Genomic DNA, 21,195 nt, shown 5'->3' with positions numbered 1-21,195 from the left:
GCGCGTCGCACGCACGCACGAGCCGTTCGTTGCAGCATCGGAATGTGCGCGGTCTCGGAAGGGCATGCCGCATGGATGCATGGCGTGTGCGTGTCAATGGCTGCGCGCCGTATCGCACTATGTGGTCATTGGAAGCGACTCGTCAGGAACGGATTCGCGCATGCACAACGACGGGGCCGGTGGAGCCCGGATGTTTCCCGAACTGTGGAACAGCGCGCCGGGCAGTCTTGCAGGCGGCTTTCGGATCGCGTGGCGCGACTGCGGATTAGAGGAGAGTCTCGAATTCGACGAAGGCCGCGCGCTGGCGCGACCGAGCGATGCGTGCGCCGAATCGAACGGCGCCGTTCGCGAAATCCCGCCTTGACTCGAGCCGATCAGCGGATATTCTTGAATCCATAACCACAGAGTTATGAATTGTGACCGATATGCAGAATGCACACGACACGCTTTTCCGGACACTCGCCGATCCGACGCGCCGCGCGCTTTTCGAGCGGCTGTGCGCGGAGGGCGAGCTGACGGTTGCCGCGCTCACGGCCGATGCGGGCGTGTCGCAGCCGGCCGTGTCGAAGCACCTTGGCGTACTGAAGCAGGCCGGGCTCGTGAACGACCGTCACGAAGGCCGGCAGACGCACTACAGCGCGCAGCCGCAGGCGCTGGCCCCGTTGATCGACTGGACGAGCCAGATGGCGGGCTTCTGGCGGAGCCGGTTCGATGCCCTTGAAGATCTGCTCAAAAGGATGGATCAGTAATGAACCAAGCCACTACCGAAACACGCTCCGTCGTCGTCGACCGGGAGCTGCCCCATCCGCCGGAGAAGATCTGGCGCGCGCTCACCCAACCGCACCTGATCGAGGCGTGGCTGATGAAGAGCGACTTCGAGCCCGTCGCGGGCCGGGCGTTCAGCTTCCGGGCGGACTGGGGCTCGGTCGACTGCACGGTCCTCACGATCGAGCCGCACCGCGCGCTGTCCTATACGTGGGCGGCCCACGGCCTCGAAAGCGTCGTGACGTGGACGCTCACGCCGACGCCGGCCGGCACGCGCCTGCGCATGGAGCAGGTCGGCTTCCGGCCCGATCAGGAGCAGGCGTATCGCGGCGCGCAGTACGGCTGGGTACGATTCCTCGACGCGCTCGAACAGGTGCTGGCGCGCCCCGACGCGCAAACGGAGGCCCGCGCATGAGTACGCGTGCCAACGAGCTGCAACCGTCCGAGCGCATCGACGCGCTGATCGCCGGCATCGCCGACTGGCGCGGCGAGACGCTCGCCGACCTGCGCCAGACGATCCTCGATGCGCAAGCGGGCATCGTCGAGGAATGGAAGTGGATGGGCAGCCCCGTGTGGTCGTGCGACGGGATGATCGCGGTCGCGAACGCGCACAAGGGCAAGGTGAAGCTCACGTTCATGCACGGCGCGCACCTGCCCGATCCCGACGGGCTGTTCAATGCGGGCCTCGAAGGGAACGCGCGTCGCGCGATCGATTTTGTCGAAGGCGACGAGATCGACAGGCGGGCCTTGAAGCACCTCGTGCGTGCGGCAATCGAATACAACCGCATGCATTTGAAGAAGAACGCGCGAGGGGCGGCCGCGAAGGCGCGCGGCGACAAGGCGGCGTAAGGCCGCATCGAGCACCGGCGAAAAAAAGCCCGACACGAGGTCGGGCATCCAAATCGGCCGCAACCGCCCGCGAGGCGGCTGCGGCACCTGCAACAGGCAGCGCTTACGCTGCGAGCAGCGAGCGCAGCACGAACGGCAGGATCCCGCCGTGCTTGTAGTAGTCGACTTCGATCGGCGTATCGATGCGCAGCAGCACCGGCACGCGCTGCGTTTCGCCGTTCTTGCGATGGATCACGAGCGTGACGTCCTGCTGCGGCTTGAAGTCGTCGCCGAGGCCTTCGATGTCGTACGTCTCTTCGCCGGTGATGCCGAGCGACTGGACGCTGTCCGCGCCCTTGAACTGCAGCGGCAGCACGCCCATGCCGACCAGGTTCGAGCGGTGGATGCGCTCGAAGCTGCGTGCGATCACGGCCTTCACGCCGAGCAACTGCGTGCCCTTCGCGGCCCAGTCGCGCGACGAGCCCGTGCCGTACTCCTCGCCCGCGAACACGACGGTGGGCGTGCCGGCGGCGACGTACTGCATCGCCGCGTCGTAGATCGACTGCTGTTCGCCGCTCGGCTGGTGGATCGTCAGGCCGCCTTCGACGCGCGTGCCGTCCGGCTTCGCCGGGATCATCAGGTTCTTGATCCGGACGTTCGCGAACGTGCCGCGCATCATCACGTCGTGGTTGCCGCGGCGCGAGCCGTAGCTGTTGAAGTCGGCCTTCTGCACGCCGTTTTCCTTCAGCCACTTGCCGGCCGGCGAATCTTCCTTGATCGAGCCTGCCGGGCTGATGTGGTCGGTCGTGACCGAATCGCCGAAGATGCCCAGCGCGCGCGCGCCCTTGACGGTCGGGATCGACGCGGCCGGCTCCATCGAGAAGTCGTTGCCGAAGAACGGCGGCTCGGCGATGTACGTCGATTTCGGCCAGTCGTAGACCTCGCCCGTTTCGCCCTCGATCTTGCTCCAGAGGTCGCCCTTCTTGGTCAGCTTCGAGTAGTTGTCCTCGAACTTCTTCGGATCGAGCGCGAACTTGAGCAGCGCGTGGATCTCGTCGCTCGTCGGCCAGATGTCGCCGAGGTAGATGTCGCGGCCGCCCTTGCCCTTGCCGACCGGCTCGGTCATCAGGTCGCGCGTGATGTTGCCGGCGATCGCGTACGCGACGACGAGCGGCGGCGACGCGAGGAAGTTCGCGCGGATGTTCGGGTGGATGCGTGCTTCGAAGTTACGGTTGCCCGACAGCACGGCCGCCGCGACGATGTCGTTCTTCGTGATCGCTTCGTTCAGCTCCGGCGTCAGGTCGCCCGCGTTGCCGATACAGGTCGTGCAGCCGTACGCCGCGACTTCGAAGCCGAGCTTCGACAGGTAGGGCAGCAGGCCCGTCTTCGTCAGGTATTCGGTGACGATGCGCGATCCCGGCGCGAGCGAGGTCTTGATCTTCGGATCGACCGTGAGGCCGGCCTCGACCGCCTTCTTCGCGAGCAGGCCGGCCGCCAGCAGCACGCTCGGGTTCGACGTGTTCGTGCACGACGTGATCGCGGCGATCAGCACGTCGCCGTTCTTCACGTCGACGCCGTTGCTCGTCGTGTACTGCGTGTTCAGGTCTTCCGCCTTCTTCGCGAAGCCGTTTTCCGCGACCGGCTTCGAGAACAGGTCGGTGAACGTCGACTTGACGTGGCCGATCTCGATGCGGTCCTGCGGGCGCTTCGGGCCCGCCAGCGACGGCGCGACCGTCGCGAGGTCGAGCGTCACCGTCTTCGTGTAGTCGATGTCGCCGGCCTTCGGAATGCCGAACAGATTCTGCGCCTTGAAGTAGTTTTCGAACGCGGCGATTTCGGCCTTCGTGCGGCCCGTGCCTTCGAAGTACTCGATCGTCTTTTCGTCGACCGGGAAGAAGCCCATCGTCGCGCCATATTCCGGCGCCATGTTGCCGATCGTCGCGCGGTCCGGCAGCGACAGCGAGCGCGTGCCTTCGCCGAAGAATTCGACGAACTTGCCGACGACCTTCTCCTTGCGCAGCATTTCCGTGATCGTCAGCACGAGGTCGGTGGCCGTCACGCCTTCGCGCAGCTTGCCCTTCAGCTCGACGCCGACGACGTCCGGCGTCAGGAAGTACACCGGCTGGCCGAGCATGCCGGCTTCCGCCTCGATGCCGCCCACGCCCCAGCCGACCACGCCGATGCCGTTGATCATCGTCGTGTGGCTGTCCGTGCCGACGAGGGTGTCCGGGTAGTACACGGTGTCGGCGCCGTCCGTCTTCTTGTGGACGCCGCGCGCGAGGTATTCGAGGTTCACCTGGTGGACGATGCCCACGCCCGGCGGCACGACCTTGAACGTGTCGAACGCCTGCATGCCCCACTTCATGAACTGGTAGCGCTCGTTGTTGCGCTGGAATTCCAGCTTCATGTTCAGGTCGAGCGCGTCCTTCTGGCGGAAGTAGTCGATCTGGACCGAGTGGTCGACGACGAGATCGACCGGGACCAGCGGCTCGATCTTCTTCGGGTTCTTGCCCGTGCGCTCGGCGACGCCGCGCATGGCCGCGATGTCGGCGAGCAGCGGCACGCCCGTGAAATCCTGCAGCACGACGCGCGACACGACGAACGGAATCTCGTCGACGCGCTTCGCGGTCGGCTTCCAGTTCGCGAGCTGCTCGATGTGCTCTTCGGTGATTTTCTTGCCGTCGTAGTTGCGCAGCACGGACTCGAGCACGATGCGGATCGACACCGGCAGGCGTTCGATCTTCGTCTTCAGTTCCTTGCCGAGCTGCGGCAGCGAGTAGAACTTGCCTTTGCCGGAACCGCTGTCGAATTCCTTGAGGGTCTTGTGGAGATTGTGGGCCATGGTGATTTTCCTGGGTTTGAGGCTAGGAAACAAAGAGTCCTGTATCTGACAAGGGGGCTGTTTGCGGATGAAACGGACATGCGTTGCCCCGAGAAAGGCCGCTCGCAAGGACTGCGACGCAGCGAATACTGGACGTATTCGCAAGGAGCGTGACGCAGCGAGCGGCCTTTCTCGGGGCAACCCCAAACTTGAATTTCATTTCACGGGAATGCCCCAAATCGGCCACATGACGGCGTCGTTCGTCTCTTGTTTGGCACGGCCAAACGGCGCTCCTCACTCCTTGTCCTGCGACCGATTTGGGGCATTCGCATGTCCGTTTCATCCGCAAACAGCCCCCTAGATCATATACAGATCGACGTACTCATCGACCGGCATCGCTTCGAGCTTTGCCTGGTCCAGCGACACGTCGAGAATCGCTTGTTGCTGCTTGGCCGGAAAGCGGCGGGCGAGGTTGGTCCTGAACTTCTCGACCAGCAGCGGGATGCCGTCCGCACGGCGCCGCCGATGGCCGAGCGGATACTCGACCGCCACTTCGGCAAGCTTCGATCCGTCCGTGAACTCGATCGTCAGCGCATTCGCGATCGATCGCTTGTCCGGATCGTGATAATCCTTCGTGAATTGCGGATCCTCGACGCACACGGTCTTCGCGCGCAGCGCGTCGATGCGCGGGTCCGCCGCGGCCGAGTCTTCGTAGTCGGCCGCCGTCAGCCGGCCGAACAGCAGCGGCACGGCGACCATGTACTGGATGCAGTGGTCGCGGTCGGCCGGATTGGCGAGCGGGCCCTGCTTGTCGATGATGCGGATCGCGGCCGCGTGTGTGCGGATCGTGATCCGGCCGATCTCGTCGGTCGTGCGGCCCGCCGCGGCGAGCCGCGCGTGCAGCAGCAGCGCGGCCTCGGCGGCCGTCTGCGCATGGAATTCGGCGGGGAACGCGATCTTGAACAGCACGTTTTCCATCACGTACGTGCCGTACGGCCGCTGGAAGCGGAACGGCTTGCCGTCGAACAGCACGTCGTAGAAGCCCCAGGTCTTCGCGGTGAGCGCCGACGGATAGCCCATTTCACCCGTTTTCGCGATCAGCGCGAGGCGCACCGCGCGGGACGTGGCGTCGCCGGCCGCCCAGGATTTGCGCGAACCGGTGTTCGGCGCATGGCGGTAGGTCCGCAGCGCGTGGCCGTCGACGAACGCGTTGGAGACCGCGTTGATCAGCTCGTCGCGCGTGAGCCCGATGAGGCGCCCGACGACGGCCGTCGACGCGACCTTCACGAGCAGCACATGGTCGAGCCCGACCGCGTTGAACGAATTCTCGAGGGCGAGGCAGCCCTGGATCTCGTGGGCCTGGATCATCGCGACCAGCACGTCACGCATCGCGAGCGGCTTGCGGCCGGCCGCGCGGGCCGTGCGGGAGAGCCAGTCGGCCGTTGCCAGGATCCCGCCGAGGTTGTCGGACGGATGACCCCATTCGGCGGCGAGCCAGGTGTCGTTGAAGTCCAGCCAGCGGATCATCGCGCCGATGCCGAACGCGGCCTGGACGGGATCGAGCTGGAAGGACGTGCCGGGCACCTTCGCGCCGTTCGGCACGATCGTGCCGGGCACGACGGGGCCGAGCAGCTTGGTGCAGGCAGGATAGGACAGCGCCTCGAGTCCGCATCCGAGCGTGTCGATCAGGCAATGACGCGCCGTCTCCAGCGCGAGCGCGCTGTCGATGCCGGTGTTCAGCACGTAGTCGACGATGTCGACGAGTACCGTATCCGGAGCAGGGCGGACGTTGGAGACCGGGGCGGACATCGAGGGGCCGAGAGCGGAAAAACGCGCGCGCTTAGTTCGTTGCCGGCTTCAGTTCGTTCGCCTGCGTCGGCGCTGCGCCGCCTTGCGCCATTTCCGGCGTCACGCACTCGTCCGCGAGGCGCTCGCCGCCGTTCGCGTCGGAGAACAGCATCGCCTTGGTCGGGATCACGACCAGCTTGAAGCCTGCTGCCGGATCGTAGAACGTGTCGGCGCCCGTCGTCGTGGTCTGGCGCGGCAGCTTGTAGTTCTTCTTCGCCCAGTGAACCGTGACGACCTGGTCGCGCTTCATGTCGCCGGCGAGGTCGAACGACAGACCTTCCTTGCAGGACCACTTGACCGCGCCGTCCGGTACCGGATCGACCTTGGCCGCTGCGCGCGCCTGCGCCTTCTTGCTGCGCGGGATGATGCGCTTGGCCGGCGCCGGGCGCTTGGCCGTGGCCTTCTTCGCGGTCGTGGTGGCCGTACCCTGGGCAAACGCGCTCGGAGCCGACACCAGCATCGTGGCGGACAAGGCGCCGATGGCGGTAGCGATCAGGAGTTTCTTCATGGAGTCAGAACCTTTCGATAATCAGTTGACAAGGGCCGGCAATCGACACTGCCGGCCGGTTTGAAACTGCACGCGCCCCGAAAGCGCGCAGCGGCCGCTATTTTCACCTATTTGGCCGCGCATATATCAGGTTTTCGGGCTCCGTTACGTTTTTTGTCGTTTCGCAAACGTCTGCCGGCTCGCGTGCCGGCGGATGCATGCAACGCGTGACTCGGCCGGCGGCGCGCACTCAATGCGCGACGCCCGCGGCGGCCGGGCCGAACAGCGGCGCGGCCTCGGACGGTACGGGCTGGCCGGTGGCCCGCGCACGGCGCAGCACCGACCAGTAATAACGATAACTCGCGCGATCGTGCAGCGTATCGCCGTGGCGCGTCGGGCCCCAGTCGGCGGCCTGCGCGGCCAGCAGGATCTCGGCGGCCAGCGCGACTTCGTCGGTGCGCGGGGCGAACGCGTCGACGATCGGGCGGATCTGCGCGGGGTGAATGCTCCACATCCGCGTGAAGGCGAATTCGTCGCGCGCGCGGCGCGCATCGCCGGCGACGACAGCCATGTCGCGCACCTCGGTCGTCACATTGTGTGACGATGTTTTGCCGTGTGCGTGACAGGCCGCGGCGATTTCCAGCTTCGCGCGGCGCACGAGCGGGTGATCGAACTGGCCGGGCGAGCGCATCGCGGAGTCGGGGATCGCGCCGTGATGCGCGGAGACGAAATCCATCAGCCCGAAGCTCAGCGTGCCGACCGTCGGCAGCGCGGCGAGGGCGGCTGCCTGCGCGAGCGCGCCGTGCGTCTCGACCAGCACGTCGACTGGGATCGGTTGCGCGATGCCGAGCTCGCGGCGCGTGCCTTCGATGAACGCGGTCATTTCGGCCGCGTCGGCGGCGTTCGCGATCTTCGGCAGCGTGATGTAGGCCGGTACGCGCGCTGCGCGCAGCACGATGCGCACGTCGTCGCGCCAGTGCGGGTGGGAAAAGTCGTGGATGCGCACGCCGACGCGGCCGAAGCGGTTCTCGGCGCTGCCGAGCAGGTCGGCCACGAGCGCCGCGTGCGCGGCTTCCTGACCGACGGCCGCGCCGTCCTCGCAGTCGAGCGTGAGGTCGAAGACGGGACCCAGCTCGGCCTGCAGCGCGAGCGACTTGCGCATCAGCTTCTCGCTGCCCGCGTAGTGATCGCAGCAGGGCAGGATCGCGGGCGGGGACGCCCCGTCGTAGAGCACTTGTGCAGGAGTGAGCGCGGCCATCTCTTCTACGTCAGGGAAGCGGGTCAACGTGGAGAAAATCGGATTCGGGCAGGTTCTGGGCCGGCGAGAGGTGGCGCGAGGCGGTAAAACGTGCGCGAATCGGATCGCTCGGCGCGGGCCGGCGGCATGCCGGCCCGCGCCGAAGCCGGGCGCCCGAAGGCCGCCCGCCCCGATGCGTGATGCTTAGTTCTTCAGCAGGTGGGCGACGCCGTCGCGCTCTTCGAGCAGCTCGGCCAGCGTGCCGTCCATCTTCTCGCGCGAGAACGCGTCGATTTCCAGGCCCTCGACGCGCTTGTATTCGCCGTTTTCGCAGGTGACCGGCACGCCGTAGATGATGTCTTCGGGGATGCCGTACGAGCCGTCCGACGGGATGCCCATCGTGACCCACTTGCCGTTCGTGCCGAGCACCCAGTCACGCACGTGGTCGATCGCCGCGTTCGCCGCCGACGCTGCCGACGACAGGCCGCGCGCTTCGATGATCGCCGCGCCGCGCTTGCCGACGGTCGGGATGAACGTGTCGCGGTTCCACACGTCGTCGTTGATCAGCTTCAGCAGCGATTCGCCTTCGGCGGTCGCGAAGCGGAAGTCCGGGTACATCGTCGGCGAGTGGTTGCCCCACACGGCGAGCTTCTCGATCGACGCGACCGGCTTGCCCGACTTGGCGGCGAGCTGCGACAGCGCGCGGTTGTGGTCGAGGCGCAGCATGGCCGTGAAGTTCTTCTTCGGCAGATCCGGCGCCGACTTCATCGCGATGTACGCGTTCGTGTTCGCCGGGTTGCCGACGACCAGCACCTTCACGTCGCGGCTCGCGACTTCGTTCAGCGCGGCGCCCTGGACCGTGAAGATTTCGGCGTTCGCCGACAGCAGGTCCTTGCGCTCCATGCCCTTCGAGCGCGGACGTGCGCCGACCAGCAGCGCGACGTCGGCATCCTTGAACGCGACCTTCGGATCGTCGGTGATCACGACGCCCGCGAGCAGCGGGAACGCGCAATCGTCGAGTTCCATCACGACGCCTTTGACGGCGGCTTGGGCTTGCGGGAGGTCGAGCAGTTGCAGGATGACCGGCTGGTCCTTGCCGAGCAGGTCGCCGTTCGCGATGCGGAACAGCAGGGAGTAAGCGATTTGACCTGCGGCGCCGGTGACGGCAACGCGCTTTGCGGGCTTAGCCATTGAAAATCTCCAGGACGGGTGAAGCGTTGGACGCGAGCGAAAACGCCATTCTATGCGCGTTGTGCGTAGCGTTGCATTGAAGCAGGGCGGAGGACTCGCGATGGCGGACGCGGTGAACCTGGAGACGGCCGTGGCACGTAGCCGGGGACGCGCTGTTGCACCCGCGAACCCTTGCTCGACCGGGAGTGTAGGAGCCGTCACGCGCAAAGTCAAACGGTATCATATGTCTTATATAAGACAGATGTTTTGCGGAAATTGAGTGGACGAAAAAGTGCGGTTTGTGATGAAATGCGCGCCATGACATCGAACCAGGCGAACACCGCGAATCAGACCGGCGCAGGCGGCCCAGGGCAGCCGGGCGCGGGCGATCCCGCGGCTTCGCCCGCGGCGGCCGCGTCGCCGACGTTCAGCCCGTTATACCAGCAGATCAAGTCGTTGATCACGCAAAGTCTCGAATCCGGCGAATGGAAGCCGGGCGAGATCATCCCAAGCGAAGTCGAGCTCGCGGCCCGTTACAAGGTCAGCCAGGGCACCGTTCGCAAGGCGATCGACGAGCTGGCCGCCGAAAACCTGGTGGTCAGGCGGCAGGGCAAGGGTACTTTTGTTGCAACGCACAACGAGGATCGCGCGCAATTCCGCTTTCTGCGTCTGCTGGCCGACGACGGCGCCGAGCACCCGCACGTGAGCCGTCTGCTCGAATGCCGGCGCCTGCGCGCGCCGGCCGAGATCGCGCGGCAGCTCGACCTGAAGCCCGCCGACCCCGTCGTGCAGGTGCGCCGCCTGCTGGAGTTCGACGGCGAAGTGACGGTACTCGACGAGATCTGGCTGCCGGGCGCGATGTTCCGCGGGCTGACGTTCGAGCGGTTGAGCGAATACAAGGGGCCGCTCTACGCGATGTTCGAGACGGAGTTCGGTACGCGGATGATCCGCGCGACGGAGAAGATCCGCGCGGTCGCGGCGGATCCGGCGGTGGCCGACCTGCTGCACGTGCCGGCCGGTTTCCCGCTGCTGTCGGTCGAGCGCGTGTCCTATACGTACGGGGACCGGCCGGTGGAAGTGCGCCGCGGCTGGTATGTCACAACCGGGTACTACTATCAGAATGACTTGAGCTGACGACGTTCGGTTCAGCCGCGTGCATTCGCGTTTCCCACGCTCGCGAAGCACGTTTCGGGCCGCCTTTGTTCGTGTTCGCGCAATTATCCAGAGCAGACTTTCGCTGCAGCGCGATATGAAAAGGCGCTAAAATCGCGGATTAGTGTGACAACATAGTAGGGGTCTAGCATGACTGACGCAGTAAGAAAGCCGAGGCCGGAATACCGGAACATCGGAATCGGCGACATCACGTTGAAGTATCGCATGCCGCTGGCGGCGATACTGTCGATTCTCCACCGAGTCAGCGGCGCGCTGCTGTTCCTGTTCCTGCCGTTCTTGCTGTTCCTCTTCGACCAGAGCCTCACCTCCGAGCTCAGCTTCGAGGTCTTCAAGCAGTTCCTCTCCAACATCGTCGTCAAGCTGATCGTCCTCGCGTTGTCGTGGGCCTTCTTCCACCATTTCTGCGCCGGCATTCGCCACCTGCTGATGGACGTCAACCACGACGCCGTCTCGAAGGAAGGCGGCAAGCGGACGGCCGTCGTCGTCTTTGTCGTCTCGATCGCGCTGACGATCGCCATGGCACTCAAACTGTTCGGAGCATTCTAAGAAAATGGCAGCCAACAACCGAATCGGCTCGAAGCGCCTCGTCGTCGGCGCACACTACGGCCTGCGCGACTGGCTCGCGCAGCGCGTCACCGCCACGATCATGGCGGTCTACACGGTCATTCTGCTCGTCCTGTTCTTCGGCGCGCACGATTTTTCGTACGAAGGCTGGGCATCGATCTTCGCCGCGCAATGGATGAAGCTCGCGACCTTCGTGATGCTGCTTTCCCTCTTCTACCACGCATGGGTCGGCGTGCGCGACATCTGGATGGACTACGTGAAGCCCGTCGGTGTGCGCCTGCTGCTGCAATCGCTGACCATCGTCTGGCTGCTCGCATGTGCGGGCTACGCCGCGCAGATTCTCTGGAGAGTGTAAAGAATGGCTGCAATCAAAACTTCCCTCCCGCGCCGCAAGTTTGACGTCGTGATCGTCGGCGCGGGCGGCTCCGGCTTGCGCGCGGCGCTGCAACTGTCGCGCGCGGGCCTGTCGGTCGGCGTGCTGTCGAAGGTGTTCCCGACCCGTTCGCACACGGTGGCCGCGCAAGGCGGGATCGGCGCGTCGCTCGGCAACATGAGCGAAGACAACTGGCACTACCACTTTTACGACACGATCAAGGGTTCCGACTGGCTCGGCGACCAGGACGCGATCGAGTTCATGTGCCGCGAAGCGCCGAACGTCGTGTACGAACTCGAGCACTTCGGCATGCCGTTCGACCGTAACGCGGACGGCACGATCTACCAGCGTCCGTTCGGCGGCCATACCGCGAACTACGGCGAGAAGCCGGTCCAGCGCGCTTGCGCGGCCGCCGACCGTACCGGTCACGCGCTGCTGCACACGCTGTACCAGCAGAACGTCGAGGCGAAGACGCAGTTCTTCGTCGAATGGATGGCGCTCGACCTGATCCGCGACGCGGACGGCGACGTACTCGGCGTGACGGCCCTCGAGATGGAGACGGGCGACGTCTACATCATGGAAGGCAAGACGACGCTGTTCGCGACGGGCGGCGCAGGCCGGATCTTCGCGGCATCGACGAACGCGTTCATCAACACCGGCGACGGCCTCGGCATGGCGGCCCGCTCGGGCATCGCGCTGCAGGACATGGAGTTCTGGCAGTTCCACCCGACCGGCGTGGCCGGCGCGGGCGTGCTGATCACCGAAGGCGTGCGCGGCGAAGGCGGCATCCTGCGCAACGCGAACGGCGAGCGCTTCATGGAACGCTACGCACCGACGCTGAAGGATCTGGCGCCGCGTGACTTCGTGTCGCGTTCGATGGACCAGGAAATCAAGGAAGGCCGCGGCGTCGGTCCGAACAAGGATCACGTGCTGCTCGACCTGTCGCACATCGGCGCCGAGACGATCATGAAGCGTCTGCCGTCGATCCGCGAAATCGCGCTGAAGTTCGCGAACGTCGACGCGATCAAGGAGCCGATCCCGGTCGTCCCGACGATCCACTACCAGATGGGCGGCATCCCGACCAACATCCACGGTCAGGTCGTCGGCACGTCGCGCGATCACAAGGAACCGGTCAACGGCTTCTACGCAGTGGGCGAATGCTCGTGCGTGTCGGTGCACGGCGCGAACCGTCTCGGCACGAACTCGCTGCTGGACCTCGTGGTGTTCGGCCGCGCGGCCGGCAACCACATCGTCCAGCACGTGAAGAACCAGAAGGAACACAAGCCGCTGCCGGCGGATGCGGGCGAATTCTCGCTCGCGCGCCTGAACAAGCTCGACAAGTCGAGCTCGGGCGAGTACACGCAGGACGTCGCGAACGACATCCGCGCGACGATGCAGAAGCACGCAGGCGTGTTCCGCACGTCGGCGCTGCTGAAGGAAGGCGTCGACCAGATGGCCGGCCTGAAGGCGCGCGTGGAAAACATCCACCTGAAGGACAAGTCGAAGGTGTTCAACACCGCGCGCGTCGAAGCGCTCGAGCTGGAGAACCTGATCGAAGTGGCCCGCGCAACGATGGTGTCGGCGGAAGCGCGCAAGGAAAGCCGCGGCGCGCACGCGCACAGCGACTACGAACACCGCGACGACGAGAACTGGCTGCGCCACACGCTGTGGTACAGCGAAGGCGATCGCCTCGACTACAAGCCGGTTCAAATGAAGCCGCTGACGGTCGATTCCGTGCCGCCGAAGCCGCGCACGTTCTAAGCCGAGTCAAAGGAATCCGAAATGGCAAAACGCATTTTTGAAGTCTACCGCTACGATCCGGACAAGGACGCAGCGCCGCGCATGCAGACGTACGAGCTCGAGATCCAGCATGAGCGCATGCTGCTCGACGCACTGGTCAAGCTGAAGGCACTGGACGAGACGCTGTCGTTCCGCCGTTCGTGCCGCGAAGGCGTGTGCGGTTCGGACGCGATGAACATCAACGGCAAGAACGGCCTCGCGTGCCTGACGAACCTGAACGACCTGCCGCAGAAGATCGTGCTGCGCCCGCTGCCGGGCCTGCCCGTCGTGCGCGACCTGATCGTCGACATGACGCACTTCTTCAACCAGTACCACTCGATCAAGCCGTACCTGATCAACGACGCGCCGCCGCCGGAGAAGGAACGCCTCCAGTCGCCGGAAGAGCGCGACGAGCTCGACGGCGTGTACGAGTGCATTCTGTGCGCGAGCTGCTCGACGTCGTGCCCGAGCTTCTGGTGGAACCCGGACAAGTTCGTCGGCCCGGCCGGCCTGCTGCAGGCTTACCGCTTCATCGCGGACAGCCGCGACACCGCCACCGGCGAGCGTCTCGACAACCTGGAAGACCCGTACCGTCTGTTCCGTTGCCATACGATCATGAACTGCGTCGACGTTTGCCCGAAGGGCTTGAACCCGACGAAGGCGATCGGCAAGATCAAGGAACTGATGGTTCGGCGCGCGGTATAAAGTTTGATGAGCGACGAATCGCATCAATCCGACCCGCACCGCCGCGCGCGCCTGCGCTGGCGCGCGCGGCGGGGTCTGCTGGAAAACGACATCGTATTCGAGCGTTTCTTCAGCCGATACGAGCATGACCTCACCGATGCAGACGTAGGCGCGTTGTCGCGCCTGCTCGATCTGAGCGACAACGACCTGATGGACTTGCTCCTCGCGCGCAAGGAACCAGAAGGCGACCTAGACAGCGCGGACATTCACCGGCTGTTGGAGATGCTGCGCAACGTGTGACGCCAAGGTGTAACGCGCTGCGCCCGTTATCGAATCCCGTTTCTTTATTTCGATTGAGGATGTGCCATGACTCCGTCTGATGTTAAAGCCACGCTATCGTTCAGCGACAACTCGCCGAGCGTCGAAATGCCGATCTACAAGGGCACGATGGGCCCGGACGTGATCGACATCCGCAAGCTGTACGGCCAGACCGGCAAGTTCACTTACGACCCGGGCTTCATGTCGACGGCTTCGTGTAATTCGGCGATCACGTACATCGACGGCGACAAGGGCGAGCTGCTGTACCGCGGCTACCCGATCGACAACCTCGCACAAAACGCCGACTTCCTGGAAAGCTGCTACCTGCTGCTGAAGGGCGAACTGCCGAACGCCGCGCAGAAGAAGGAATTCGTCGACACCGTCACGAAGCACACGATGGTGCACGAGCAGATGCACTTCTTCTTCCGTGGCTTCCGTCGCGACGCGCACCCGATGGCGATCCTGGTCGCCGCAGTCGGCGCGCTGTCCGCGTTCTACCACGACTCGCTCGACATCAACGACCCGCGTCACCGCGAAGTGTCGGCGATCCGCATGATCGCGAAGCTGCCGACGCTCGTCGCGATGGCGTACAAGTACAGCATCGGCCAGCCGTTCGTGTATCCGAAGAACTCGCTGTCGTACAGCGCGAACTTCATGCACATGATGTTCTCGAACCCGTGCGAAGAGTACAAGGTCAACGACGTGCTCGTCCGCGCGCTCGACCGCATCCTGATCCTGCACGCCGATCACGAGCAGAACGCATCGACGTCGACGGTCCGTCTGGCCGGCTCGTCGGGCGCGAACCCGTTCGCGTGTATCGCGGCCGGTATCGCGTGTCTGTGGGGCCCGGCGCACGGCGGTGCGAACGAAGCCGCGCTGAACATGCTCGAGCAGATCGGTTCGCCGGACAATATCCCCGAATTCATCAAGCAGGTGAAGGACAAGAATTCGGGCGTGAAGCTGATGGGCTTCGGCCACCGCGTGTACAAGAACTACGACCCGCGTGCGAAGCTGATGCGCGAGACGTGCTACGAAGTGCTGAACGAACTGGGCCTGCACGACGACCCGCTGTTCAAGCTCGCGATGCAGCTCGAGAAGATCGCGCTGGAAGACGAATACTTCGTGTCGCGCAAGCTGTACCCGAACGTCGACTTCTACTCGGGTATCGTCCAGCGCGCGCTGGGCATCCCGACGTCGATGTTCACGTGTATCTTCGCGATGGCACGTACGGTCGGCTGGATCGCACAGTGGAACGAAATGATCGCCGATCCGGAACAGAAGATCGGCCGTCCGCGCCAGCTGTTCATCGGCGATACGCCGCGCGAAGCGAAGCCGCTCAACGCACGTTAAACCGTGTGCGGCGCGAACGGCCGGCAGGCCGTTCGCGTCGGGCAACCGCAACGCCACGACACCCCGACGGGGCAGCCCGTCGGGGTGTTTTCATTTGCGCGGCCGGCGTTGGCCCGAGCCGGCGCGGCGCTCCAGCGACGGCGGCCGCGTGTCGAGCGCGGGCGCGTCGTCGTCCGGTGCATGGCCGTGCTGCTTGAAGAACTGCCGGTACGCGCCGGGCGTCGTGCCGCGCGCGGCGAGGAACTGGCGATTGAAGTTCGCGGCATTCGGAATGCCGCAGCGCGCGGCGACCGTCGCGATCGGCCAGTCGGTGCCGACGAGATGGCGGCATGCATGCGCGAGGCGCAGCCGCTGCACGTAACGGCCGACGCTTTCGCCGAGATGCCGGACGAACAACCGTTGCAGCGTGCGTTCGGACAGGTGCGCGGCGGCGGCGAGTGCGTCGATGCGCAGCGGTTCGTGGAAATGCCGGTCGATCGCGTCGAGCACGCGGTCGAGGCGTTCGGCTTCGGGCGCGCCCAACCCGCCGGGCGACGGCGCGCCGTCGGGCCGGTCGTACGCATGCGCGGTGGCGAGCGGTTCGCCGCCGGCTTCCGCGAGATCGGCAAGCGTGTCGAGCGTGGCTGCAAGCCGTACGCGCGGCGACGGATCGAGCAACCGCGGCAGCCGCGCGCGCATCGCGCGGGCCGTCTCCACGTCGAAGCGCAGGCCCGGCGCCGCGCGCCGCAGCAGCGAGCGCAGCGGCGCGTATTCGGGGCAGCAGTCGGCCAGCCGCCGCGCCCAGTCTCCGTCGAACCAGACGACGAGCGCGACTTCGGGCGCGTCGCGATCGATGCGCGCGTTCGACGACCACGTATGCGGCAGGTTCGGCGGCACGAGCACGAGATCGTCGTCCGCGTAGCGCGCGACGTGATCGCCGATGAAGCGCTGGCCGCGGCTGTTGAGCGTCAGCGTCAGTTCGTACTCGGGATGGCGATGCCATTCGAACGGAATGCGCGCGAGCTGGCGGTGATAGACGCGGATCGAACAGCCGGACGCGAACGTCACGTGCTCGTATTGCGGTTTCATCGCGGCCTCCGGTAGGGGCGGGCAGTGCGCCGTGGCATGATCGTGAGCGATTCTCACCAAGGAGCGATGCCATGTTTTCACATGTGTGCGTGGGCGTCGGTGATACGGCGCGCGCCTACGATTTCTATGCGCCGCTGTTCGCGGCACTCGGGCTGCGCCTGAAATTCCGCGAGCCGGACGGCTGGTCGGGCTGGATGCCGGCCGACGCCGAGCGGCCGCTGTTCTTCTTCGGCAAGCCGCTCGACGGCCGCCCACCGGAGCCGGGCAACGGCCACACGATCGCGTTCGATGCGCCGACCCGCGCGCACGTCGATCGCTGCCACGCACTCGCGCTGCGGCATGGCGGCACCTGCGAAGGGCCGCCGGGCCTGCGGCCGCACTATCACCGCGACTATTACGGCGCGTATTTCCGCGACCCGGACGGCAACAAGCTCTGCGTGGTCTGCCATCGTCCCGAATGACGCACGATTGTCACGATTGTATCGATCATTGGCCGGATAGTGGTGATGGCGGCCGTGTGCCGGCCGTACGCTGACAGCACATCACGACACGCTTTCAGCGAGGAGACGACGATGCAACTGACGATTGACGACCTGCCTGCCGCGATCCGTGCGGCGAAACGGGCGCTGCGCGCCGACTTGCCCGGTTATGCGGCCACGTTCCGCGAAGTGGAGGGCGACGTCGCCCGGCAGGTCGATGCGATCCGCCGCGCGCACGCGCACGGCCACGACGTGATTCCGGTCGTGCCGTTCACGGATATCGCGGGCGGCCGGGTCGATCCGCATGCGGTTGCGGCGATCCGCACGCATGGCGCGGTCGTGATCCGCGGCGTGTTCGATGCGCGGCAAGCGCGCGACTGGAACGACGAGATCGGCGCGTATCTGGATGCGAACCGTTTCGCCGACCGGCTGCACGCGCGCGCGGAAGACCGCTATTTCGGCAATCTGGCGTCGGGCAAGCCGCAGATCTACGGCGTCTACTGGTCGAAGCCGCAGGTGGCCGCGCGCCAGTCGCCGGCGCTCACGCAGGCACGGGTGTTCCTGAACCGCCTGTGGCGACATGCGGACGGCGCACGTGCGCATTTCGATCCCGATCGGGTGCCCGCGTATGCGGACCGGATCCGCCGCCGGCCGCCCGGTTCGACGTCGCTCGGGCTGTCGCCGCATGTCGACGGCGGCTCGGTCGAGCGCTGGCTCGGCGCGAATTTTCGGCAGGTCTATCGCCATGTGCTGGCCGGCCGCTGGCGCGAGTACGATCCGTTCGATGCGGCGTTCCGGCCCGACGTCGAAGAGATTCCGTCGCCGGCCGTGTGTTCGATGTTCCGCACGTTCCAGGGCTGGACCGCGCTGACACCGCAGGGGCCCGGCGACGGCACGCTGCAGCTGATCCCGGTTGCGAACGCGATGGCCTATGTCGTGCTGCGCGCGCTGCAGGACGACGTCGCCGACGACGACCTGTGCGGCGCGCGTCCCGGCCGCGCGCTGTCGATTCGCCCGGAATGGCACGCGCTGCTGCTCGATGCGCTGGTGCCGATCTCGCATATGGAACCGGGCGACGCGGTGTTCTGGCACGGCGACGTCGTGCATGCGGTCGAGGATGCGCATCGCGGCGGCGGCGACAGCAACGTGATGTACATCGCGGCCGCGCCCGGCTGCGCGAAGAACGACGCGTACCTGCAACGCCAGCGTTGCGCGTTCCTGCGCGGCGACAGCCCGCCCGATTTCCCGGCCGACCATTTCGAAGTCGATTTCGACGGGCGCGCGGGGGAGGCCGAACTCACGGCGCTCGGCCGCGCGCAGATGGGATTCGAGCCCGGCGCATGACGCGCGGGCGGCCCGTTCGCCGAATCGGCTGCGTGGTGCGCGCAATTCGACGCAATCGGCTGTCGGCGCCGCCGAATTCGACGCGAATTGCGCAATTTGGCTTCCGATAATGGTCCGGTCACGACGCCGCCGGCCCGTGCACGGCACGGGGGCGGCGCAGATCATGGAGGAGTCGATGCAATTCACGCAAGCGATCGTTCGCCGTCCCGCGCCGTCCTGCGGCGCGGGCCTGACCACCGCCGAACTCGGCGCACCCGACTACGACAATACGCTCGCGCAGTTCCACGCTTACTGCGACGCGCTGCGCATGCTCGCGGTCGAGCTGACCGAACTGCCGCCGCTCGATGCGTTTCCCGATTCGCACTTCGTCGAGGACGTCGCCGTCGTCACGCCGGAATTCGCGGTGATCACGCGCCCCGGCGCGCCCGCCCGGCGCGGCGAGACCGCGCACATCGAAGCGGCGCTGCGCGTGCATCGCGAGCTGCTGCCGATGCAACAGGGCCGCCTCGACGGCGGCGACGTGATGCTGGTCGGCAAGCGCTTCTTCATCGGGCTGACGAGCCGCACCGACGCGCAAGGCATCGCCGCGTTCGAGTCGCTGGTGTCGCGCCATGGCTATTCGGTCGTCGCGGTGCCGGTCGGCGCCGGCCTGCACCTGAAATCGGTCGTCAATGCGCTCGGCGACGACACGCTGCTCGTGACCGACGCACTGGCCGCGCATCCGGCGTTCGCCGACTATCGAAGGATCGCGATTTCCGCCGCCGACGAATATGCGGCCAACACGCTGCGCGTGAACGGCACGCTGATCACGCCGGCCGGCTATCCGCGCGTGCATGACGCGATCGCGTCGCTCGGCATGCCGCTGCACGTGATCGACACGAGCGAGTTCCGCAAGATGGACGGCGGCCTGACGTGCCTGTCGCTGCGGTTCTAGTCGATTGGCGCGCGGCGGCTTCGGCCGGATAATGGGGCCCGCGTGTGGAACGGCAGACGTTCCGCGCATGAGCCACGACCCGACCGGAGCGAACGCGGATGACCGACAAGAAGATGCAGTTGGACAAGATCGATCTCCGGATTCTCGACATCCTGCGCACCGACGGACGGATTTCCTACCGGAAGCTGTCGGAACGCGTGAATCTCACGCCGCGACCGTGCCAGGCGCGCGTGGAGCGGCTCGAGGCGCTCGGCGTGATCGAAGGGTACCGCGCGGTGATCAACGCGCCGCGCACGACCAAGCCGATCGTCGTGATCGCGCAGATCGTGCTGGCCGACCACGGGCGTTCGCAGGCGCCGTTCGAGGAGGAAATGCGCGCGAATCCGGCCGTGCTCGATTGCTGGCTGGTGAGCGGCACGTTCGATTTTCTCGTGCGGCTCGCGTGCGAGGATCTCGACGAGTACCGGCGGATCGCCAACGTGTGGCTGGAAAGCCCGCGATTCCGGATCGAGAAGATCGTGACGACGGCCGAACTGCAGACGATCAAGCGCAGCGTCGTGTGAGGCGACCGGCCAGCGAGGGCCGGTTTCGATGCGAATGACCGGCGCGATCGATTTGCATTCCAAATTGAATCGGCTGGCCCGGATCACGATCGGGGTGAACATTACGGATGCCGCGCAAGCGGCAGCGCGGACGGCCGCGCCGTCCGGAGCGACGCTGAAACGTCGTCTGCAGGGCCGTCGCATCGCGATGATCGCGATCCCGCTCGCCGCCGGCGCGATGAATCCGTTGATCCTGGCGGCCGTGCTGTCGGCCGGCAATTCGGGTGCCTACGCGGCGGCACGGACGTTGTACAACCTCGCATCGGAAGGGCACGCGCCGATGTTCGCGACGCTGTCGCCGCGCGCGCAAGAGCCGGCTCGTGCGCTACGAGGAAATGGACGTCGGGCCGTGGCTCACGCGCTCGGTCGAGGCCGTCGACGCGGCCGCCGCGCGGCACGGGCCACCGCGCTGATCGGCTGCTGCCGCGATGGGGTAACGGCAGCCGGCCGTTACTTGTCCAGTTCCGGATAGTGCCGGAAGATCCCCATGTCGTTGAACGGGATGCGGCGTTCCGACTCGAGGTAGTGCGCGACGGGCGGATGCCGTGCGACGCGATCGTGCAGCGCGACGAGCCCCGCGATCTTGCGTTCCGCGCGCTTCATCGCTTTCGGAAACGCATAGCGCAGGCCCTCGATCAACTGGAACATCGTCAGGTCCGCGTAGGTGAGCGTGTTGCCGGCGATATAACCGCTCTTGTGCGGATTCCGTTCGAGCACGCGATCGAAGTAGCCGAGGAATTTCGGCAGCCGGTTCTCGAGGAAATCGGCCGCGCGCTCGGCCGCTTCCGCCTTCTGGTCCTCGTAGTACAGGCCGCTACCGATCGGATGGTGCGTGTCGTGGATCTCGGTGATGAAATCGGCGGCGGTCAGCTGGAGCTGGTGCACCCACAGCCGGCCGGCTTCGTCGTCGGGCGTGAGTCCGAGCCGCGCGCCGAGAAACAGCAGGATGTTCGCGGTCTGTCCGACGACCACGTCGCCCGCCTTCAGGAACGGCGGTGCGAACGGCACGCATTCCGCTTTCGTGTCGTCCATCATGCGCATCATCGCCGCCACGCCCATTCCGCGTCCCGATTCGCGCGCGACGTCGACGTAGTCGGCCTCGGCTGCTTCCAGCGCGAGGCGCACGTACTCGCCGCGGCCCTGGATTTCAGGCCAGTAATAGAGTTCATATCGCATGCAGTGCTCCTGTCCGGTCGATGCGCCTGGATGCACGCACCGCGATGGCGGGGAGGGCGGCCGTGCGCCGCCCGTTGCGAATAGACAGTTTACGAGATCGAGTGCGAAATGCCAGCGGCGCCGCGTGTCATGCGCGGCGTTCGTCGCGCCCACACGCCTTCGTGGCTGCGTTCGACCAGTTCACCGCCGATCATG

Annotated in this window: 21 protein-coding genes and 1 pseudogene; 15 read left to right on the top strand and 7 right to left on the bottom strand. The window is 65.9% G+C overall.

Annotated elements, in window-relative coordinates:
• The first annotated feature begins 425 nt into the window (after positions 1–425).
• From LGM42_RS04420 to LGM42_RS04410, 3 genes are read left to right on the top strand one after another with little or no spacing between them, the layout of a single operon-like run.
• The gene (locus tag LGM42_RS04420; protein ID WP_059582824.1) at positions 426–749 is read left to right on the top strand and encodes an ArsR/SmtB family transcription factor; all 324 of its coding nucleotides are present in this window, start codon (positions 426–428) and stop codon (positions 747–749) included.
• On the top strand, positions 749–1,180 hold the full coding sequence (locus LGM42_RS04415) for an SRPBCC family protein (protein ID WP_059582822.1): 432 nt from the start codon (positions 749–751) through the stop codon (positions 1,178–1,180). The genes LGM42_RS04420 and LGM42_RS04415 overlap by 1 nt, the downstream gene beginning before the upstream one ends.
• Entirely contained in the window at positions 1,177–1,614 is a 438-nt protein-coding gene (locus LGM42_RS04410; protein ID WP_226231646.1) for a DUF1801 domain-containing protein, read from the top strand. Before LGM42_RS04415 ends, LGM42_RS04410 begins: the two co-directional genes overlap by 4 nt.
• A 103-nt stretch (positions 1,615–1,717) precedes the next feature.
• On the opposite strand, the gene acnA is transcribed toward LGM42_RS04410, so the two are convergent.
• From acnA to LGM42_RS04385, 5 genes are all read right to left on the bottom strand, one after another.
• Positions 1,718–4,435 (bottom strand): aconitate hydratase AcnA, encoded by a 2,718-nt coding sequence (gene acnA, locus LGM42_RS04405; protein WP_226231645.1) that lies wholly within the window; start codon positions 4,433–4,435, stop codon positions 1,718–1,720.
• Positions 4,436–4,771: 336 nt separating this feature from the next.
• Positions 4,772–6,223: a bifunctional 2-methylcitrate dehydratase/aconitate hydratase gene (locus tag LGM42_RS04400; protein ID WP_226231644.1), complete on the bottom strand. Its 1,452-nt coding sequence runs from the start codon at positions 6,221–6,223 to the stop codon at positions 4,772–4,774.
• A 31-nt stretch (positions 6,224–6,254) separates the two neighbouring features.
• Positions 6,255–6,770, bottom strand: a complete 516-nt coding sequence (locus tag LGM42_RS04395) for a hypothetical protein (RefSeq protein ID WP_060311239.1) — start codon at positions 6,768–6,770, stop codon at positions 6,255–6,257.
• 229 nt (positions 6,771–6,999) lie between these two features.
• Entirely contained in the window at positions 7,000–8,007 is a 1,008-nt protein-coding gene (locus LGM42_RS04390) for an HpcH/HpaI aldolase/citrate lyase family protein (RefSeq protein ID WP_060311238.1), read from the bottom strand.
• 183 nt (positions 8,008–8,190) lie between these two features.
• Positions 8,191–9,177 (bottom strand): malate dehydrogenase, encoded by a 987-nt coding sequence (locus tag LGM42_RS04385; RefSeq protein WP_006487742.1) that lies wholly within the window; start codon positions 9,175–9,177, stop codon positions 8,191–8,193.
• A gap of 297 nt (positions 9,178–9,474) precedes the next feature.
• Between LGM42_RS04385 and LGM42_RS04380 the strand changes: the two genes are divergently transcribed.
• The 7 genes from LGM42_RS04380 to gltA all read left to right on the top strand — a co-directional run bounded on the left by LGM42_RS04380 (position 9,475) and on the right by gltA (position 15,397).
• Positions 9,475–10,290, top strand: coding sequence for a GntR family transcriptional regulator (locus tag LGM42_RS04380; RefSeq protein WP_059583137.1), 816 nt, complete (start codon positions 9,475–9,477; stop codon positions 10,288–10,290).
• A gap of 168 nt (positions 10,291–10,458) precedes the next feature.
• Complete coding sequence (gene sdhC, locus LGM42_RS04375; protein WP_040139410.1) at positions 10,459–10,875, top strand: succinate dehydrogenase, cytochrome b556 subunit; 417 nt, start codon at positions 10,459–10,461, stop codon at positions 10,873–10,875.
• 4 nt (positions 10,876–10,879) lie between these two features.
• Positions 10,880–11,248, top strand: coding sequence for a succinate dehydrogenase, hydrophobic membrane anchor protein (sdhD, locus tag LGM42_RS04370; protein WP_006487767.1), 369 nt, complete (start codon positions 10,880–10,882; stop codon positions 11,246–11,248).
• 3 nt (positions 11,249–11,251) lie between these two features.
• On the top strand, positions 11,252–13,027 hold the full coding sequence (gene sdhA / locus LGM42_RS04365) for a succinate dehydrogenase flavoprotein subunit (protein ID WP_059582803.1): 1,776 nt from the start codon (positions 11,252–11,254) through the stop codon (positions 13,025–13,027).
• Between the two features lie 21 nt (positions 13,028–13,048).
• Positions 13,049–13,750 (top strand): succinate dehydrogenase iron-sulfur subunit, encoded by a 702-nt coding sequence (locus tag LGM42_RS04360; protein WP_006479352.1) that lies wholly within the window; start codon positions 13,049–13,051, stop codon positions 13,748–13,750.
• A 6-nt stretch (positions 13,751–13,756) separates the two neighbouring features.
• Complete coding sequence (locus LGM42_RS04355) at positions 13,757–14,029, top strand: succinate dehydrogenase assembly factor 2 (protein ID WP_226231643.1); 273 nt, start codon at positions 13,757–13,759, stop codon at positions 14,027–14,029.
• Positions 14,030–14,095: 66 nt separating this feature from the next.
• Positions 14,096–15,397 carry a citrate synthase gene (gltA, locus tag LGM42_RS04350; protein ID WP_011881720.1) on the top strand — a complete coding sequence of 434 codons (1,302 nt, stop codon included), beginning with the start codon at positions 14,096–14,098 and terminating at the stop codon, positions 15,395–15,397.
• A gap of 90 nt (positions 15,398–15,487) precedes the next feature.
• On the opposite strand, the gene LGM42_RS04345 is transcribed toward gltA, so the two are convergent.
• Complete coding sequence (locus LGM42_RS04345; protein ID WP_226231642.1) at positions 15,488–16,465, bottom strand: helix-turn-helix domain-containing protein; 978 nt, start codon at positions 16,463–16,465, stop codon at positions 15,488–15,490.
• Between the two features lie 71 nt (positions 16,466–16,536).
• Here LGM42_RS04345 and LGM42_RS04340 point away from each other — a divergent pair, with 71 nt between their 5' ends.
• The 5 genes and pseudogenes from LGM42_RS04340 to LGM42_RS33160 all read left to right on the top strand — a co-directional run.
• Complete coding sequence (locus LGM42_RS04340; protein ID WP_059582792.1) at positions 16,537–16,926, top strand: VOC family protein; 390 nt, start codon at positions 16,537–16,539, stop codon at positions 16,924–16,926.
• Between the two features lie 111 nt (positions 16,927–17,037).
• Entirely contained in the window at positions 17,038–18,288 is a 1,251-nt protein-coding gene (locus tag LGM42_RS04335; protein WP_226231641.1) for a DUF1479 domain-containing protein, read from the top strand.
• Between the two features lie 175 nt (positions 18,289–18,463).
• On the top strand, positions 18,464–19,222 hold the full coding sequence (locus tag LGM42_RS04330) for a dimethylarginine dimethylaminohydrolase family protein (RefSeq protein ID WP_226231640.1): 759 nt from the start codon (positions 18,464–18,466) through the stop codon (positions 19,220–19,222).
• Between the two features lie 98 nt (positions 19,223–19,320).
• Complete coding sequence (locus LGM42_RS04325) at positions 19,321–19,785, top strand: Lrp/AsnC family transcriptional regulator (protein WP_226231639.1); 465 nt, start codon at positions 19,321–19,323, stop codon at positions 19,783–19,785.
• A 199-nt stretch (positions 19,786–19,984) separates the two neighbouring features.
• A pseudogene (locus LGM42_RS33160) lies at positions 19,985–20,237 on the top strand (hypothetical protein); the annotation flags it as partial.
• Between the two features lie 37 nt (positions 20,238–20,274).
• On the opposite strand, the gene LGM42_RS04315 reads toward LGM42_RS33160, so the two are convergent.
• Positions 20,275–21,000 carry a glutathione S-transferase gene (locus LGM42_RS04315; RefSeq protein ID WP_226231638.1) on the bottom strand — a complete coding sequence of 242 codons (726 nt, stop codon included), beginning with the start codon at positions 20,998–21,000 and terminating at the stop codon, positions 20,275–20,277.
• Between the last annotated feature and the right edge of the window lie 195 nt (positions 21,001–21,195).

Origin of the sequence: Burkholderia sp. AU39826 (assembly GCF_020419965.1) — a bacterium.
In the GTDB taxonomy this organism is placed as follows: Bacteria; Pseudomonadota; Gammaproteobacteria; order Burkholderiales; family Burkholderiaceae; genus Burkholderia; species Burkholderia semiarida.
This window is presented reverse-complemented; position numbering and strand designations above follow the sequence as displayed.

Excerpts from the sequence above, each read along its gene's own strand:
- LGM42_RS04410 (WP_226231646.1), top strand. The coding sequence starts at position 1,177 with ATGAGTACGCGTGCCAACGAGCTGCAACCGTCCGAGCGCATCGACGCG.
- LGM42_RS04315 (WP_226231638.1), bottom strand. The coding sequence starts at position 21,000 with ATGCGATATGAACTCTATTACTGGCCTGAAATCCAGGGCCGCGGCGAG.
- sdhA (WP_059582803.1), top strand. The coding sequence starts at position 11,252 with ATGGCTGCAATCAAAACTTCCCTCCCGCGCCGCAAGTTTGACGTCGTG.
- LGM42_RS04360 (WP_006479352.1), top strand. The coding sequence starts at position 13,049 with ATGGCAAAACGCATTTTTGAAGTCTACCGCTACGATCCGGACAAGGAC.
- LGM42_RS04400 (WP_226231644.1), bottom strand. The coding sequence starts at position 6,223 with ATGTCCGCCCCGGTCTCCAACGTCCGCCCTGCTCCGGATACGGTACTC.
- LGM42_RS04345 (WP_226231642.1), bottom strand. The coding sequence starts at position 16,465 with ATGAAACCGCAATACGAGCACGTGACGTTCGCGTCCGGCTGTTCGATC.
- LGM42_RS04340 (WP_059582792.1), top strand. The coding sequence starts at position 16,537 with ATGTTTTCACATGTGTGCGTGGGCGTCGGTGATACGGCGCGCGCCTAC.
- LGM42_RS04420 (WP_059582824.1), top strand. The coding sequence starts at position 426 with ATGCAGAATGCACACGACACGCTTTTCCGGACACTCGCCGATCCGACG.
- LGM42_RS04385 (WP_006487742.1), bottom strand. The coding sequence starts at position 9,177 with ATGGCTAAGCCCGCAAAGCGCGTTGCCGTCACCGGCGCCGCAGGTCAA.
- sdhC (WP_040139410.1), top strand. The coding sequence starts at position 10,459 with ATGACTGACGCAGTAAGAAAGCCGAGGCCGGAATACCGGAACATCGGA.
- LGM42_RS04395 (WP_060311239.1), bottom strand. The coding sequence starts at position 6,770 with ATGAAGAAACTCCTGATCGCTACCGCCATCGGCGCCTTGTCCGCCACG.
- LGM42_RS04390 (WP_060311238.1), bottom strand. The coding sequence starts at position 8,007 with ATGGCCGCGCTCACTCCTGCACAAGTGCTCTACGACGGGGCGTCCCCG.
- gltA (WP_011881720.1), top strand. The coding sequence starts at position 14,096 with ATGACTCCGTCTGATGTTAAAGCCACGCTATCGTTCAGCGACAACTCG.
- acnA (WP_226231645.1), bottom strand. The coding sequence starts at position 4,435 with ATGGCCCACAATCTCCACAAGACCCTCAAGGAATTCGACAGCGGTTCC.
- LGM42_RS04330 (WP_226231640.1), top strand. The coding sequence starts at position 18,464 with ATGCAATTCACGCAAGCGATCGTTCGCCGTCCCGCGCCGTCCTGCGGC.
- LGM42_RS04415 (WP_059582822.1), top strand. The coding sequence starts at position 749 with ATGAACCAAGCCACTACCGAAACACGCTCCGTCGTCGTCGACCGGGAG.
- LGM42_RS04355 (WP_226231643.1), top strand. The coding sequence starts at position 13,757 with ATGAGCGACGAATCGCATCAATCCGACCCGCACCGCCGCGCGCGCCTG.
- LGM42_RS04325 (WP_226231639.1), top strand. The coding sequence starts at position 19,321 with ATGACCGACAAGAAGATGCAGTTGGACAAGATCGATCTCCGGATTCTC.
- LGM42_RS04380 (WP_059583137.1), top strand. The coding sequence starts at position 9,475 with ATGACATCGAACCAGGCGAACACCGCGAATCAGACCGGCGCAGGCGGC.
- LGM42_RS04335 (WP_226231641.1), top strand. The coding sequence starts at position 17,038 with ATGCAACTGACGATTGACGACCTGCCTGCCGCGATCCGTGCGGCGAAA.
- sdhD (WP_006487767.1), top strand. The coding sequence starts at position 10,880 with ATGGCAGCCAACAACCGAATCGGCTCGAAGCGCCTCGTCGTCGGCGCA.